Genomic DNA, 14,312 nt, shown 5'->3' with positions numbered 1-14,312 from the left:
CATGTTCCCTGCCCTGGACATACACACGCCGGACACGGCGATCACATAAGCCAAAAGCGACCCCGTCCCGGGAAACGGAGAAACGGTTTTGAAGCGGGAGGGGCGACCGACCGGTCGGGTTGTCGGGCTCTTTTTTTGTGCATGCGGTTTTCCGTCCGTGACCTCCGTCAGCCGGAGGGGGAATCATTCCTGCATATCATCCGTCTGTTCCACCCATCCTGAGAACAGGCGAATTGAGGTGAACCGTTTTGCTGAGAGTATTGTTCGTCTGTACGGGAAACACTTGCAGAAGCCCGATGGCGGAAGCGCTGCTGGCAAAAATGGCCCGGGAAGAAGGACTGGACGTGAAGGCGCGTTCGGCGGGAGTGGCCGCGTCGGACGGATCGGGAGCTTCCGCCCATGCCGTCCGGGTTCTCCGGGAACGTGGGATCGAACTCACGCACCGTTCGCGCTCCCTGACGAGAGAAGAGGTGCGCCGCGCCGATCTGATTCTGACGATGACCACCCGTCACAAAGCGCTCATCATGCACGATTTTCCGGAATCCGGTGACAAAGTGTTCACGCTCAAGGAATTCGCTCTCCTGGACACCGGAGTGGAAGAGCTGTATCGAAGATTGGACAGGCTTTACGTGGAACTGGAGGAAAAACGTGCGGAATTGCAACGCCGCTTTTCCATTCCGGCCGGGGGCCGCTGGACGAAAGAAGCGGAAGAAGCTTGGAACAGGGAGTCGAAAGTCCTGCTCGAAGAAGAACGGGATTTGCTGAAGCGCATCGGTCGGCTGGACGGGAGTCTGGACGTTGCCGACCCGTTCGGGGGTTCGGTCGAGGAGTACCGCCGCTGCGCCGATGAACTGGAAACGGCGATCCGCAGGATTCTCGACCGTCTCAAGCGGGAGAGGAATCCGGACGGACCGCGTGAACGATGACGCCGTCATTTTGAGGGAAAACCAAGGAGGAGAGAAGGTTGCGCGTGCTTTTGGGATCCGACCACGGGGGACTCAGACTGAAGCGGGAAATCAAACAGCTGCTCGAGGAAATGGGTGTCTCTTACGAAGATGCGGGTTGCCACGGGGAAGAATCGGTCGATTATCCGGATTACGCCCGCCCGGTGGCGGAACGGGTGGCTTCCGGGGAATTCGACTTCGGCATCCTGATCTGCGGAACGGGCATCGGGATGTCCATCGCGGCCAACAAGGTGAAAGGCGTTCGTTGCGCCGTGGTGTCCGATGAATACTCCGCCCGCATGAGCCGCGAACACAACAACGCCAATGTGCTCGCGTTGGGTGAACGGGTGATCGGACCGGATCTGGCCCGTTCCATCGTCCGGGCTTGGCTCTCCACCGACTTTGCCGGAGGCCGCCACGGGCGACGCGTGGAGAAAATCCGTGCGCTTGAGGGGTGACCTTCATGGCTGACGTGGATCTGGTCCGGATTCGTCGCGAGGTCCGGGAAGCGCTGGAGGATTTGCTGAGCGTGAAGCCGCTTTCATCCCGCCATCTGCTGGTGGTGGGTTGCAGCACTTCGGAGGTGGCCGGACGTCGCATCGGAACGTCGGGAAGTCGGGACATTGCCGCCGCCCTGTTCGAAGGAATCCGGGAAATCCGGGACAAGCATGGATTTCATCTGGCGTTTCAGTGTTGCGAACACCTCAACCGGGCATTGGTCGTGGAGGCGGAGACGTTGGAGCGGTTCGGGCTCACGGAGGTCACCGCCGTTCCCGTGCCGGAGGCCGGTGGGGCGATGGCGGCCCACGCCTTCCGGCACCTTCGGGACGCCAGATTGGCCGAACACGTACGGGCGGATGCGGCCATTGACATCGGGGAAACCCTGATCGGCATGCATCTGAAGCCGGTGGCCGTCCCGGTCCGGCCGAGGAGCAAAACCGTGGGGGAAGCCCGCGTCACCCTGGCCGCGACCCGACCCAAATTGATCGGCGGCGCCCGCGCCGTTTACGAACTCAAGCAGGAAGCCGGCCCGTCCGCGCGGGAATGCCGTTGAATCCCGCCGTATGCCGTGTTTCCGGATGACAAGGGGGAAGAGACATGCAGCATTTGAAGCACACGGATCCGCAAGTCGCGGAAGCCATTCGTGAGGAACTGCACCGCCAGCAAAGCAAGATCGAGCTCATCGCTTCGGAAAACTTCGTCTCCCGGTCGGTGCTGGAGGCCCTCGGCACCGTGTTGACCAACAAGTATGCCGAGGGGTATCCCGGCCGCCGGTATTACGGCGGATGCGAACATGTCGACGTGGTGGAGGAGCTGGCCAGAAACCGCGCGAAGGAATTGTTCGGCGCCGAACACGCCAACGTGCAGCCGCATTCCGGAGCCCAGGCCAACATGGCGGTGTATTTCGCCGTGCTGAAACCCGGAGACACGGTGCTCGGCATGAATTTGGCCCACGGCGGACACCTGACGCACGGAAGCCCGGTCAACTTCTCCGGCCAGCTGTACAATTTCGTCGCTTACGGCGTCGATCCGGAAACGCACATGATCGATTATGAGGAAGTGCGGAAAGCGGCCCTGGAGCACAAGCCGAAACTGATCGTCGCCGGCGCCAGCGCGTATCCCCGCGTCATCGATTTCGCCAAATTCCGTGAGATCGCCGATGAAGTGGGCGCTTATCTGATGGTGGACATGGCGCACATCGCCGGTCTGGTCGCCACCGGACATCATCCGAGCCCGGTACCGTACGCGGACTTCGTGACCACCACCACCCACAAAACCCTGAGGGGCCCGCGCGGCGGCATGATTTTGTGCAAGGAACAGTACGCCAAACAGATTGACAAATCCGTGTTCCCGGGCATTCAGGGAGGCCCCCTGATGCATGTGATCGCCGCCAAAGCGGTCGCCTTGGGAGAGGCGCTCACCGATGATTTCAAAGCCTACTCGGCCGCCATCGTGTCCAACGCCGCCCGCCTGGCCGAAGGTCTGAAAAGCCGCGGTTTCCAACTGATCTCCGGCGGTACGGACAACCACCTCATTCTGATCGACGTCCGCAATCTGGGTCTGACCGGCAAACGGGCCGAGCACGTGCTGGACGAAATCGGCATCACCACCAACAAAAACGCCATTCCGTTCGATCCCGAGAGCCCGTTCGTCACCAGCGGCATCCGGATCGGCACCGCCGCCGTCACCAGCCGCGGCATGGACGGGGAAGCGATGGATGAAATCGCGGACATCATGGCGATCACGCTCAAAAACCCCGAGGACGCGGAAACGCTGGAAGCCGCCCGCAAGCGGGTGAACGAACTCACCAAGCGTTTCCCCCTCTATGAAGATCTCGGTTGACCGACCTTTTCAACCGCCCGTTGCGGGCGGTTGTTTTTTATATCAGAAGGAAAAAATATTCAAATGCCATCAAAAGCCTACGAAGCGGTTGTGGGCATGGCCCATCTTGTGGTTAACTATCAGATGGGCAAGGAAGAAGCGATTCAAGACGGAGGTGGAGACCGGTGGGCAATCTGTATGTGTTTGACCATCCGCTCATTCAGCACAAACTGACCCACATTCGCGACAAACGGACCGGAACGAAAGAATTCCGGGAACTGGTGGACGAGGTCGCGGCACTGATGGCGTACGAGATCACGCGTGACATGCCGCTTCGCGAAGTGGAAGTGGAAACGCCGGTGGCCACGGCCAAATGCAAGGTGCTGGCCGGAAAGAAAATCGGACTGGTTCCGATTCTGCGCGCGGGCCTCGGCATGGTCGACGGCATTCTCAAATTGATTCCGACGGCAAAAGTGGGGCATCTCGGAATGTATCGGGATCCCGAAACGTTGGAGCCGGTGATGTACTATTCCAAGATGCCGTCCGACATCGGCGAGCGGGACCTGATCGTGATCGATCCGATGCTGGCCACGGGAGGTTCGGCGGCCGCAGCCATCACCGAGCTGAAAAAGATGGGAGCGAGAAACATCAAGCTCATGTGCCTGATCGCCGCGCCCGAAGGCGTGAAACGGGTGCACGCCGAGCACGATGACATCGACATCTATGCCGCCGCGGTGGATGAGAGACTCAACGAAAAAAGCTATATCGTCCCCGGGCTGGGAGATGCGGGAGACCGGCTGTTCGGCACCAAGTGACCATCTTTGATCACGAACGGACAAATCACGGGGGAAAACGGCTTGGCCCGACAGGTCGAACCGGCCGGATTTCACGGGGATCATGCGCTCCGTCCCGAATGCAAGAGGGTTTTCGGCGGAGAATTTGCACAAATTGTGAAGAATTGTTCAAATGTCTTTTATAGAAAGCGTTGACAATATTGTTTCCGCTCCTTTACTATAGGCAGGGGAAAGCATCCTGTATCCGCAAATGTTGCTCGGAACGTTCCAGGAGCTTCGCAACACACTGACGCCTTCCCCGGAATGGATCCGGAAAGGGGTATTTCTGTGAAACGGAATGGAAATCCTTGGAAGGTGGTCGCCGTTGTCGGTTCAATGGGAACGGAGGTCATTCTCCTGGCAGTGGGCGGAGCTTGGCTGGGTAACAAGCTGGACGCTTCCTGGGGGACCAAACCGATTCTGCTGATCGTCGGAGCGATTTTGGGTTTGGGCCTCGGCTTTCTCAGCGCGTTCATGACGCTGAAGGCATTGATGAAGGACTGAACTCCCCATGGAATTCATTCAAGCCATTCGTCGCAGAGTGGTACTCCTCACTGCCGGTATCCTCACCGTGCTTTTGGTGATTTGGACGTTTACCCCTCATAAGCCGTTGATCGCCGGTTTTATCCTCGGAATCAGCGTCAGTCTGTACAACACTCTCTACACGGCGTACAAAATGCAATGGACCGGCGAAATGGTCGTCTCGTCCGGTCGGAACGGTCGAACGAGAGGCACCGGTATGATCCATCGCTTTCTCATGGCGACCCTGGCGATCATCATCGCCGCGCTCAACCCGGATTTCTTCGATGTTCGGGTGGTACCTCTGGGGTTGCCCATTTGTTATATACTGATCATTTTGCTCGAGTTGTGGGATTGGTTGCGCAAGTCCACACCTGACGGAAAGGGGTGAACCAGGAGGACATGGAAAAAACACCGAAGCTTTCGTTTGAAGTGGCCGGTTTCCCCGTGGTGTTTGACGTGACGGTCATGATCACGACCACCGTGACCTGCGTGCTGGTGTTCCTGCTGGCATGGTTTGCGTCCCGAAAACTGCGCAAAGTGCCGAGAGGAATCCAGAACGTGGTGGAGATGATCATCGAATTCGTCCAGGGCATCGTCAAAACCAACATTCAGGGGAAAACCGCAGAACGCTTTTACGGGTTTGCGTTCACGCTCTTCTTGTTCATCTTCATCGCCAACCAGCTTGGTTTGATCTTCAACGTGATCACCGAGCCTCATGAGCCCATCCCGTTCCTGGGAATTGAACCGGCTCACGGAGACGAACATCATGCTTACGCGTGGTGGAAATCCCCGACGGCCGATATCAACGTGACCATTTCCATGGCGTTCGCCATTACCATCGTGGCCCACTTTCTCGGTTTCCGGAAATCGCCGAAGTCATACATCAAGCATTATTTCCAGCCATTCGCGGTGATGTTCCCGCTTCACGTGATCGACGAAGTGGCCAAGCCGGTCACTCACGGCATGCGGCTTTGGGCAAACATTTTCGCGGGGGAAATCCTGATCGCGGTCATGCTCATGGGCAAAAACCTGTTTCTCGGAGCGCCGCTGATCGTTTGGCTGGGATACTCCATCTTCGTGGGAACCATCCAGGCGTATGTGTTCACCGTGTTGGCCATGGTGTACATGTCACAGAAGCTGGCTTCTGATCACTGATCACATCCTGAACCACAAATCATCCATAAGGAGGAATTCTGAATGTCCATCATCGCTGGTGCTATCATGATCACGTTTGCTGCAGTCGCAGGTGCTATCGGTAACGCAATGCTGTTCAGCCGTTATCTGGAAGGAATCGCCCGTCAACCGGAAGCTCGTTCCCTGCTGTTCGGACAAACCTTCATCGGAATCGGTCTGGTCGAGGCTCTGCCGATCATCTCCGTGGCATTCGGCATCATGGTTCTGCTCGGCCTGTTCTAATCGACGGTTGTTTCAGGATCACAAGAGGACGGGGACATCACGCCTTCCCCGTCCCAATTATGATTGGAACGGTCCGAAGAAACGGTCCGATACTTTCTGATCGATGAATCGGAAGGGAGTGAACGGGGATGAACCTGGAACTGGGCACCATGTTGTTTCAACTGGTCGCTTTCCTCATTTTGATGCTTCTTGTCAGTCGTTTCGCCCTTCGTCCGATGCTGAACGTGATGCAGAAACGCCAGGACTACATTGAAGAGCAGATCCGGGGCGCCGAAAAGAATCGCAAGGAAGCGGAAGAACTGCTGGAGAAGCAGCGGGAAGAACTGAACAAGGCCCGCGTGGAAGCCCGTGAAATCATCGACCGCGCCAAGGCGCAAAGCGAGCGCGAAGCGGAAGAGATTCTCAAAAAAGCACAGGAGCGCGCGGAGCGCATGATCGAAGAGGCGACGATCGAAATCCGCCGGGAGAAGGAGAAAGCGCTGGCCGACCTTCGGGAAGAAGTGGCCGGTCTCGCCGTGGGAGTCGCATCCAAGCTGCTGGAAAAAGAGTTGGATGCAAAAGGACAATCCCGGCTGGTCAACAGCTATCTTGAACAGGTAGGAAGATTGCAATGATCCGGTCAGTCGTGTCCAAACGCTATGCCAAAGCGCTGTTTGAAGTCGCCTCCGAACACGGCGCTCTGGAACAGGTGAAGCATGACCTGGAACGGGTTGCGGCAACGTTTTCCGCCTCCGCCGATCTGGTGGAGTGGCTGGCGCATCCCGCCACTCAAGCGGAACACAAAAAAGAAGTGTTCGCACGGATCTTCGAAGGACTGAATCCTTACACGCTCAACCTGCTCTTCCTCCTGGCCGACCGTCGCCGGGAATCGGAGATCCCCGGAATCGCCGCCGAATTCAACCGGCTGGTTGACGAAAAGAACGGCGTGACGGAAGCGTTGGTGACGACCGCCTTCCCGCTGAAGGACGAAGAGCGGAACATGCTGGTTCAAATGTTCGAAACGATCGTCGGCAAGAAAATCCGCTTGACCGAAAAAGTGGATTCCGACATTCTTGGCGGCGTTGTGGTGCAGGTGGGAGATCGCCTGTACGACGGAAGCCTTCGTACCAAACTTGTCCGCTTTCAGGAGCAACTGAAAGGAAACCGGGCGGGTTGACAAACCAGAGCGAACGGATTGGGGTGAAAGACTCATGAGCATCAAACCCGAAGAGATCAGCTCGCTGATCAAGCAGCAGATCGAGAAATACCGCGCCGAAGTGGAAGTGACCGAAGTCGGCACCGTGATCCAGATCGGTGACGGAATCGCCCGTGCTCACGGTCTCGCCAACGCCATGGCCGGTGAGCTGGTGGAATTCCAGAACGGTGTCATGGGCATGGTTCTCAACCTGGAAGAAAGCCATGTCGGTATCGTCATTCTCGGTCCCTACACCGACATTCGCGAAGGGGACCAAGTGAAACGGACCGGCCGTCTGATGGAAGTTCCGGTCGGCGAAGCCCTGCTGGGCCGCGTCGTGAACCCGCTGGGTCAACCGCTGGACGGAAAAGGCCCGATCGAAACCACGCAATTCCGTCCGGTTGAGTCTCCGGCTCCCGGCGTCATTGATCGTCGTTCCGTTCATGAACCGTTGCAAACCGGGATCAAGGCCATCGACTCCATGATTCCGATCGGTCGCGGTCAGCGCGAGCTGATCATCGGTGACCGTCAAACCGGTAAAACCACCATCGCCATCGACACCATCATCAACCAAAAAGGCACCGGCATGGTTTGCGTGTACGTGGCCATCGGTCAAAAGCAATCCACCGTTGCTCACGTCGTGGAAAAACTGCGTCAACACGGTGCTCTCGATTACACCATCGTCGTCGTGGCCAGCGCATCCGATCCGGCGCCGCTCCTCTTCCTGGCACCGTACGCCGGCTGCGCCATGGGTGAGTACTTCATGTACAACGGCGGACACGTCCTCTGCGTGTACGACGACCTGTCCAAACAGGCAGCCGCATATCGTGAGCTTTCCCTGCTGCTCCGTCGTCCGCCGGGCCGCGAGGCATATCCGGGTGACGTCTTCTACCTGCACTCCCGCCTGCTGGAGCGCGCGGCCAAACTGTCCGATGCCAAAGGCGGCGGCTCGCTGACCGCTCTGCCGTTCATCGAAACCCAGGCCGGTGACATTTCCGCCTACATTCCGACCAACGTGATTTCCATCACCGACGGTCAGATCTTCCTTGAGGCGGATCTGTTCCACTCCGGGATCCGTCCGGCCATCAGTGTCGGTACCTCCGTTTCCCGGGTCGGCGGCGCCGCCCAGATCAAAGCGATGAGCAAAGTCTCCGGTACCTTGCGTCTGGACCTGTCCCAGTACTTCGAACTGCAGGCGTTCGCCCAGTTCGGTTCCGACCTGGACAAAGTGACCCAGGCGAAACTGGAACGCGGTAAACGCGTGATCGAGATTCTCAAGCAGGACGAGCACAAACCGATGCCGGTCGAGAAGCAGGTCGTGTCCATCTACACCGTGACCCGCGGTCATCTGGACGACATCGAGGTGCAGGATGTGCGCCGCTTCGAAGAAGAGTTCCACGCATGGCTGGATGCCAACGGCAAGGACATCCTGAACGCCATCGTCGAAGACAAAGTGATCAAGGAAGAGACCGAGAAGAAGCTGGTGGACGCCATCAACAGCTTCAAGAAAACCTTTGTCTCCTCGAAATGACGGCTCTTTGACGGCAGATTGCTTGATTTGAACCGACACCATCCAATCACGGCGAAGCATCGTCCGGGCTCCGTTCGGACAGGCCCGGACGGGTGTCGCCCAGCGGAAAGGCGGTGAACTTCATGGGGCAATCGATGCGGGACATCAAGCGGCGGATTCGTTCCGTTGAAAACACGAAACAGATCACCAAGGCGATGAAACTGGTGTCCGCGGCCAAATTGCGCCGGGCCCAGGATCAGGCACAGGCAGCCCGCCCTTATGCGGAAAAGCTGCGTGAGGTGATCGTGAACATCGCCCGGGGAACCAAGTCCGACCACCCGATGCTCGTGTCCCGTCCGGTGAAAAAGACGGGCTATCTGGTGATCACCTCCGACCGCGGTTTGGCGGGGGGTTTCAATGCCAACCTGCTTCGGATGCTGCTCAATACCCTGAATAAGCGGCACAACAGCACGGATGAGTATGTTCTGTTCGTGATCGGGCGCAAGGGTCGCGACTTCCTCAAACGCCGGGGCTTGCCGGTGATCGGGGAAGTGACGGGTCTTTCCGATTCTCCCCGTTATGACGACGTGAAAGAGATTGCCAAGCAGGCCGTTTCGTACTATGCGGACGAGAAGTACGACGAGCTGTATCTCGTGTACAACGAGTTCATCAGCGCAGTGGTGCAACGTCCGGTCGAAAAGCGTCTGCTTCCGCTGGCCGGAGACGATCTCGATGAAAAGTCCGTGGTCAATACCGATTACGAATTTGAACCGTCCCAGGAAGAAGTGCTGTCCGCATTGCTTCCGCGCTATGCGGAGACGCTCATCTACAGCGCGCTGCTTGACAGCAAGGCGAGCGAACATGCGGCACGAATGACGGCGATGGGCAACGCGACCGACAACGCGTCCCAGCTCATCGACACGCTGGTTCTCCAGTTCAACCGGGCGCGTCAGGCGGCGATCACGCAGGAGATCGCGGAGATCGTCGGCGGTGCCAACGCGCTTTGATCCCCGGGGTCGGACTTATACTCCAAAGCGTGCAGTCAGAAAAGACAGGATCGTCCTGTTTTCATAGATCGTTTCTCTGTCCCTTTTTCTCCCGGAAAAAGAGCTCAAGGAGGGAATGTGATGGCTACTGGACGTGTACTTCAGGTCATGGGTCCGGTCGTGGACGTCGAGTTCGACAGCGGACACCTGCCTGAAATCAACAATGCGATCAAAGTGAAGCGCTCCGACGGAAGCGAACTCACCCTTGAAACCGCCGTTCACCTGGGTGACAACGTGGTCCGGACGGTTGCCATGGCTTCCACCGACGGTCTGGTTCGCGGGGCGGAAGCGACGGACACCGGTGCACCGATCACCGTTCCGGTCGGTCGGGAAATTTTGGGTCGCCTGTTCAACGTGCTCGGTGAAACCATTGACGAGGCCGGTCCGGTTGAATCAAAAGACAAGCTGCCGATCCACCGTCCGGCTCCGAGCTTCGAAGATCAGTCCACCAAGCAGGAAATGCTGGAAACCGGGATCAAGGTCATCGACCTGATCTGCCCCTACCTCAAAGGCGGAAAGATCGGTCTGTTCGGCGGTGCGGGCGTCGGCAAGACCGTTTTGATTCAGGAGCTGATCAACAACGTGGCCCAAGAGCACGGCGGTCTGTCCGTGTTTGCGGGCGTCGGCGAACGGACCCGTGAAGGAAACGACCTGTACCACGAGATGAGAGACTCCGGCGTCATCAACAAAACGGTGATGGTGTTCGGTCAGATGAACGAACCGCCGGGTGCACGGATGCGCGTGGCTCTGACCGGTCTGACCATGGCCGAGCACTTCCGTGACAGCGAAGGTCAGGACGTGCTGCTGTTCATCGACAACATCTTCCGTTTCACGCAGGCCGGTTCCGAAGTGTCCGCGCTGCTCGGTCGGATGCCTTCCGCGGTGGGTTACCAACCGACGCTTGCCACCGAGATGGGTCAGCTGCAAGAGCGGATCACCTCGACCAAAACCGGTTCCATCACCTCGATCCAAGCCATTTACGTGCCGGCCGACGACTACACCGACCCGGCTCCGGCAACGGCGTTCGCCCACCTGGACGCCACCACCAACCTGGAGCGTCGCCTGACCCAGAAAGGGATCTATCCGGCCGTGGATCCGCTGGCTTCCACTTCCCGGATTCTCACCCCGTCCGTGGTCGGCGAGGATCACTACAAAGTGGCCCGCGGCGTTCAGCAAATTCTGCAGCGCTATCAAGAGCTGCAAGACATCATCGCCATCCTGGGGATGGACGAGCTTTCCGAGGAAGACAAGCAGCTGGTTGCCCGCGCCCGGAAAGTGGAGAAATTCCTGTCTCAGCCGATGCACGTGGCCGAGCAGTTCACCGGTCAACCCGGTGTGTACGTTCCGGTCAAAGAAACCGTGCGCAGCTTCAAGGAAGTCCTCGAAGGCAAGCACGATGATCTGCCGGAAGACGCTTTCTACATGGTCGGAACGATCGAAGATGCCATCGAGAAAGCGAAGAAACTGGGTTATACCCGCATGATCTGACCAAGCCTGACTGCCTGGCCGAATCGGGTTCGGATCTCGCCCGGCCAGGCAGTTCATCCATCTGGAGGACAAGGCAACTCCCCGGTTGAAGGAGGTGCAAGGTTGCTCTCCGCAAGGGCATGACCGTCCGGAGATTCTTTTTCCGGTCGCGGAAGCCCGGCGGACCGCAGCCGGATGGCCATGAGCAAAGTGCAACTGGACATCGTGACTCCCGAGCGCATCGTCTATTCCGACATGGTGGACATGGTCATCACCCGCGCCGTTCTGGGAGACGTCGGGATCCTGCCGAAGCATGCTCCCTTCGTCACCCCGCTCAGGGAAAGCGTGGTGGTGCGCGTGAAAAAGGACGGACGGGAAGATCACTACACCGTGAAATCGGGCTTCCTGGAAGTCCGCCCCGACAAAATCACCATTCTGGCCGAATCGGCCGACGTGCCGGAAACGGACAGGGACTGATCCGTATCGGGACTGAAAAAAGACAGGCAGTTTCCTTTCGGGAAATGCCTGTTTTTTGTCTGACCGAAAAAAACTTCCCGGGCTCCGAATGCCCGTCCGGCGACTTTTACCCGGGGTGGAATGCGCATTCCCCCAAGAATTCATGCATGTTCAGAGCCGCGCGCGGTTCACAGGGCGAGCGGCTCCCGAACCGGTTGTGCCACCGCAACAGGGACATCGTCTCCATCCTCATGGTTCTCCGGGCAGGCGTGGCCCCGAGGGGAGTTCCGCCGGGGGAAACCGCGGATCGCAGGCACCACCAATCTTCTCACAATTGACAAAGTGATGTATAATCAAACAATAGGGGCCCCGTCCCGGACTGCTGATCAGATGACCGGTGCAATTGTTGTCGCACTGTCGGCATTTTCGGTACATCAGGAGTTTTCCGGAATTTTTTTCATGGAAATTCAACATCCATCCGGTTGGATGTGTTTATTTTTGAACAATTTGTGTCCGATCGGGGGTCGCTCATCTTCCGAAAGACGATTCGGAAGGGTTTTCGGGAAGAAAATACAGGAAACAATGGATCGGACAAGAGAATTGTTGCGGTGCCGGATGGGCCATCTCCGGCGTACGGAGCCCCGCGGAAACATTTTTTCCGGATCTTGCGGAGACGGAACATTCGTCCATGGGCGCGGACATCTTCGCTTGTCCATGGAAGCGTAACCAAGGAAGGCAGGGGTGAAATGCTTGAAAACCGATGCCGCGCATTTGACCATCGCCGTTTTTTTTCTGGTCGGATTGGCGCTTCCGGCCGTTGCTCTGACGATGGGTCGGCTGCTCAGACCCCATCGGCCGACGCCTGCGAAAGCGATCACATATGAAAGCGGCGTGGACCCGACCGGTGACAGCTGGGTTCAGTTCAATGTCCGCTATTACCTGTTTGCGCTGTTGTTCGTGATTTTCGACGTCGAAGCCCTGTTTCTCTATCCCTGGGCGGTTGTGTATGACATGCTCAGAGGGGAACTGGGATGGTTCATCCTGATGGAAATGGCTTTGTTCCTGTTTTTCCTGGTGTTGGGTCTTGTGTATGCCTGGAAAAAGAAGGTGTTGGAATGGAAGTGAACAAACCGGATCTGAAGCCGGATTCCGTTCCGGTCGGGGTGGATTTCGCCGATTTGACCCCGGAGGAGGAGCGGGAACTTTCCCGGAATGTGTTGACCACCAATCTGGAGATGATCAAGGCGTGGGCGCGCAGCAGTTCGCTGTGGCCGCTGACGTTCGGTCTTGCCTGTTGCGCGATCGAGATGATGGCGACGGGCGGAGCCCACTACGACTTCGACCGCTTCGGGGTGATTTTCCGTGCGTCTCCGCGCCAGGCTGACGTGATGATCGTTGCCGGGACCGTGACGAAAAAGATGGCTCCCCTGCTTCGGAGGCTGTATGACCAGATGCCGGAGCCGAAGTGGGTGATTGCCATGGGCTCCTGCGCCACCGCCGGAGGACCGTACGTCAAATCGTATTCGGTGGTCAAGGGAGTGGACCAGATCGTCCCGGTGGATGTCTACATCCCCGGATGTCCGCCCAATCCGGCGGCATTGATTTACGGCGTCCACAAACTCCAGGAGAAGATTCGTTATGAAGCGAAGCACGGGAAGAAGGTGACCGGTCAGTGAGCGACGATCGCAAAGATCAGGGAATGGACGAACGTCGGCAGGCCGGCATTTCGCCCGAAGCCCGCGAGGGTGCGGATGCATCCGGTACGGAGCAAACGGGCCAGCCGGCCGGGCAGCCGTCTCCGGCCGCTGACGGGAAAGGAGAAACTCCCGCCGCCAAGACCGGAGATCCCGGAAAGGCAAAGACGGATGCGGAGTCGACCGGAGCTTCGGGAAAAGCGGAGGCTTCCGGCGACGGTGCACAGCCCGCTTCCGGTGCAAAGGAAGAGCCTCCCGCGGCGAGCAAGGCGGATGCCGGATCTGATGGAGAGAAGAAAGCGCCGATCCGCAAAACCGCGGAAGGGGGCGCGGAAAAGCCGGCCGCGGCCCGAAGACCCGTTCCGGCGGCGCCGGGAAGAGCGAGGCCGGCGGGACCGGCGGCGAGGGGGACCGCGGCCAAAAAGGAGGAAAAACCGGAAGAGCCTTCCCCCAAGCAGCCGCTGTTGGACAAGTTCGTGGCCATCGTGAAAGAGAAGGTGGACGCGAACGCGGTGGAAGAATCGTTCATCAACCGCCCGTCCGGGCATGTGCCCGTCATGGTCATCCGCAAGGAGGATTGGCTCCGGACGGTCACATTGATGCGCGATGATCCGGAATTGTCGTTTGACTATCTGCGGCTCATGTCGAGCATCGACCAGCAGACCCATCTGGAAGTGGTGGTGATGCTTCACTCCTTCCAGCACGGGCATCAGGTGATGTTGAAGACCAAAACCGACCGGGAGGAAGCGGTGCTTCCCAGCATCTCCGGGGTCTTCAAAGGGGCTGACTGGAACGAGCGGGAAATCTGGGACCTGATGGGGATCCGGTTTGACGGCCACCCGGACCTGCGCAGGATCCTTCTTCCGGAAGACTGGGTGGGGCATCCGCTTCGCAAAGACTATGAGCCGCTGGACCAGGGGGTGTGAGC

General features: G+C 58.3%; 18 protein-coding genes. All 18 read left to right on the top strand.

Annotation, left to right across the window (positions count from 1 at the left end):
• The first annotated feature begins 248 nt into the window (after positions 1 to 248).
• Positions 249 to 926 (top strand): low molecular weight protein arginine phosphatase, encoded by a 678-nt coding sequence (locus tag EG886_RS12765; RefSeq protein WP_241154325.1) that lies wholly within the window; start codon positions 249 to 251, stop codon positions 924 to 926.
• 38 nt (positions 927 to 964) lie between these two features.
• Entirely contained in the window at positions 965 to 1,402 is a 438-nt protein-coding gene (gene rpiB / locus EG886_RS12760; protein ID WP_124728500.1) for a ribose 5-phosphate isomerase B, read from the top strand.
• Between the two features lie 14 nt (positions 1,403 to 1,416).
• The gene (locus EG886_RS12755; RefSeq protein WP_206425374.1) at positions 1,417 to 1,998 is read left to right on the top strand and encodes a TIGR01440 family protein; all 582 of its coding nucleotides are present in this window, start codon (positions 1,417 to 1,419) and stop codon (positions 1,996 to 1,998) included.
• A 44-nt stretch (positions 1,999 to 2,042) separates the two neighbouring features.
• Positions 2,043 to 3,287: a serine hydroxymethyltransferase gene (locus EG886_RS12750; RefSeq protein WP_124728498.1), complete on the top strand. Its 1,245-nt coding sequence runs from the start codon at positions 2,043 to 2,045 to the stop codon at positions 3,285 to 3,287.
• 164 nt (positions 3,288 to 3,451) lie between these two features.
• Positions 3,452 to 4,081, top strand: a complete 630-nt coding sequence (upp, locus tag EG886_RS12745; protein WP_124728497.1) for a uracil phosphoribosyltransferase — start codon at positions 3,452 to 3,454, stop codon at positions 4,079 to 4,081.
• A gap of 306 nt (positions 4,082 to 4,387) precedes the next feature.
• Entirely contained in the window at positions 4,388 to 4,603 is a 216-nt protein-coding gene (locus tag EG886_RS12740) for an AtpZ/AtpI family protein (protein WP_164491843.1), read from the top strand.
• Between the two features lie 7 nt (positions 4,604 to 4,610).
• On the top strand, positions 4,611 to 5,009 hold the full coding sequence (locus EG886_RS12735; RefSeq protein WP_124728495.1) for an ATP synthase subunit I: 399 nt from the start codon (positions 4,611 to 4,613) through the stop codon (positions 5,007 to 5,009).
• A gap of 11 nt (positions 5,010 to 5,020) precedes the next feature.
• Positions 5,021 to 5,776: a F0F1 ATP synthase subunit A gene (atpB, locus tag EG886_RS12730; protein ID WP_124728494.1), complete on the top strand. Its 756-nt coding sequence runs from the start codon at positions 5,021 to 5,023 to the stop codon at positions 5,774 to 5,776.
• Between the two features lie 42 nt (positions 5,777 to 5,818).
• Complete coding sequence (gene atpE, locus EG886_RS12725) at positions 5,819 to 6,037, top strand: F0F1 ATP synthase subunit C (RefSeq protein WP_124728493.1); 219 nt, start codon at positions 5,819 to 5,821, stop codon at positions 6,035 to 6,037.
• Positions 6,038 to 6,165: 128 nt separating this feature from the next.
• Positions 6,166 to 6,651 carry a F0F1 ATP synthase subunit B gene (gene atpF / locus EG886_RS12720; protein ID WP_124728492.1) on the top strand — a complete coding sequence of 162 codons (486 nt, stop codon included), beginning with the start codon at positions 6,166 to 6,168 and terminating at the stop codon, positions 6,649 to 6,651.
• Positions 6,648 to 7,193 (top strand): F0F1 ATP synthase subunit delta, encoded by a 546-nt coding sequence (locus EG886_RS12715; RefSeq protein ID WP_124728491.1) that lies wholly within the window; start codon positions 6,648 to 6,650, stop codon positions 7,191 to 7,193. Before atpF ends, EG886_RS12715 begins: the two co-directional genes overlap by 4 nt.
• A gap of 34 nt (positions 7,194 to 7,227) precedes the next feature.
• Positions 7,228 to 8,742: a F0F1 ATP synthase subunit alpha gene (atpA, locus tag EG886_RS12710; RefSeq protein ID WP_124728490.1), complete on the top strand. Its 1,515-nt coding sequence runs from the start codon at positions 7,228 to 7,230 to the stop codon at positions 8,740 to 8,742.
• Positions 8,743 to 8,864: 122 nt separating this feature from the next.
• The gene (gene atpG, locus EG886_RS12705) at positions 8,865 to 9,728 is read left to right on the top strand and encodes an ATP synthase F1 subunit gamma (RefSeq protein ID WP_124728489.1); all 864 of its coding nucleotides are present in this window, start codon (positions 8,865 to 8,867) and stop codon (positions 9,726 to 9,728) included.
• A gap of 120 nt (positions 9,729 to 9,848) precedes the next feature.
• Positions 9,849 to 11,255 (top strand): F0F1 ATP synthase subunit beta, encoded by a 1,407-nt coding sequence (gene atpD, locus EG886_RS12700; RefSeq protein ID WP_124728488.1) that lies wholly within the window; start codon positions 9,849 to 9,851, stop codon positions 11,253 to 11,255.
• Positions 11,256 to 11,429: 174 nt separating this feature from the next.
• The gene (atpC, locus tag EG886_RS12695) at positions 11,430 to 11,711 is read left to right on the top strand and encodes an ATP synthase F1 subunit epsilon (RefSeq protein WP_124728487.1); all 282 of its coding nucleotides are present in this window, start codon (positions 11,430 to 11,432) and stop codon (positions 11,709 to 11,711) included.
• A 720-nt stretch (positions 11,712 to 12,431) separates the two neighbouring features.
• Entirely contained in the window at positions 12,432 to 12,815 is a 384-nt protein-coding gene (locus EG886_RS12690) for an NADH-quinone oxidoreductase subunit A (RefSeq protein WP_277423821.1), read from the top strand.
• Positions 12,806 to 13,366, top strand: a complete 561-nt coding sequence (locus EG886_RS12685) for a NuoB/complex I 20 kDa subunit family protein (protein WP_124728485.1) — start codon at positions 12,806 to 12,808, stop codon at positions 13,364 to 13,366. The genes EG886_RS12690 and EG886_RS12685 overlap by 10 nt, the downstream gene beginning before the upstream one ends.
• Positions 13,363 to 14,310 (top strand): NADH-quinone oxidoreductase subunit C, encoded by a 948-nt coding sequence (locus EG886_RS12680; RefSeq protein WP_124728484.1) that lies wholly within the window; start codon positions 13,363 to 13,365, stop codon positions 14,308 to 14,310. Before EG886_RS12685 ends, EG886_RS12680 begins: the two co-directional genes overlap by 4 nt.
• Positions 14,311 to 14,312 lie beyond the last annotated feature (2 nt).

The sequence above is a fragment of the Staphylospora marina genome, from assembly GCF_003856495.1.
Taxonomy (GTDB): Bacteria; Bacillota; Bacilli; order Thermoactinomycetales; family Thermoactinomycetaceae; genus Staphylospora; species Staphylospora marina.
The sequence above is the reverse complement of the archived record's forward strand: the minus strand, read 5'-3'. Positions and strand labels throughout refer to the sequence as shown.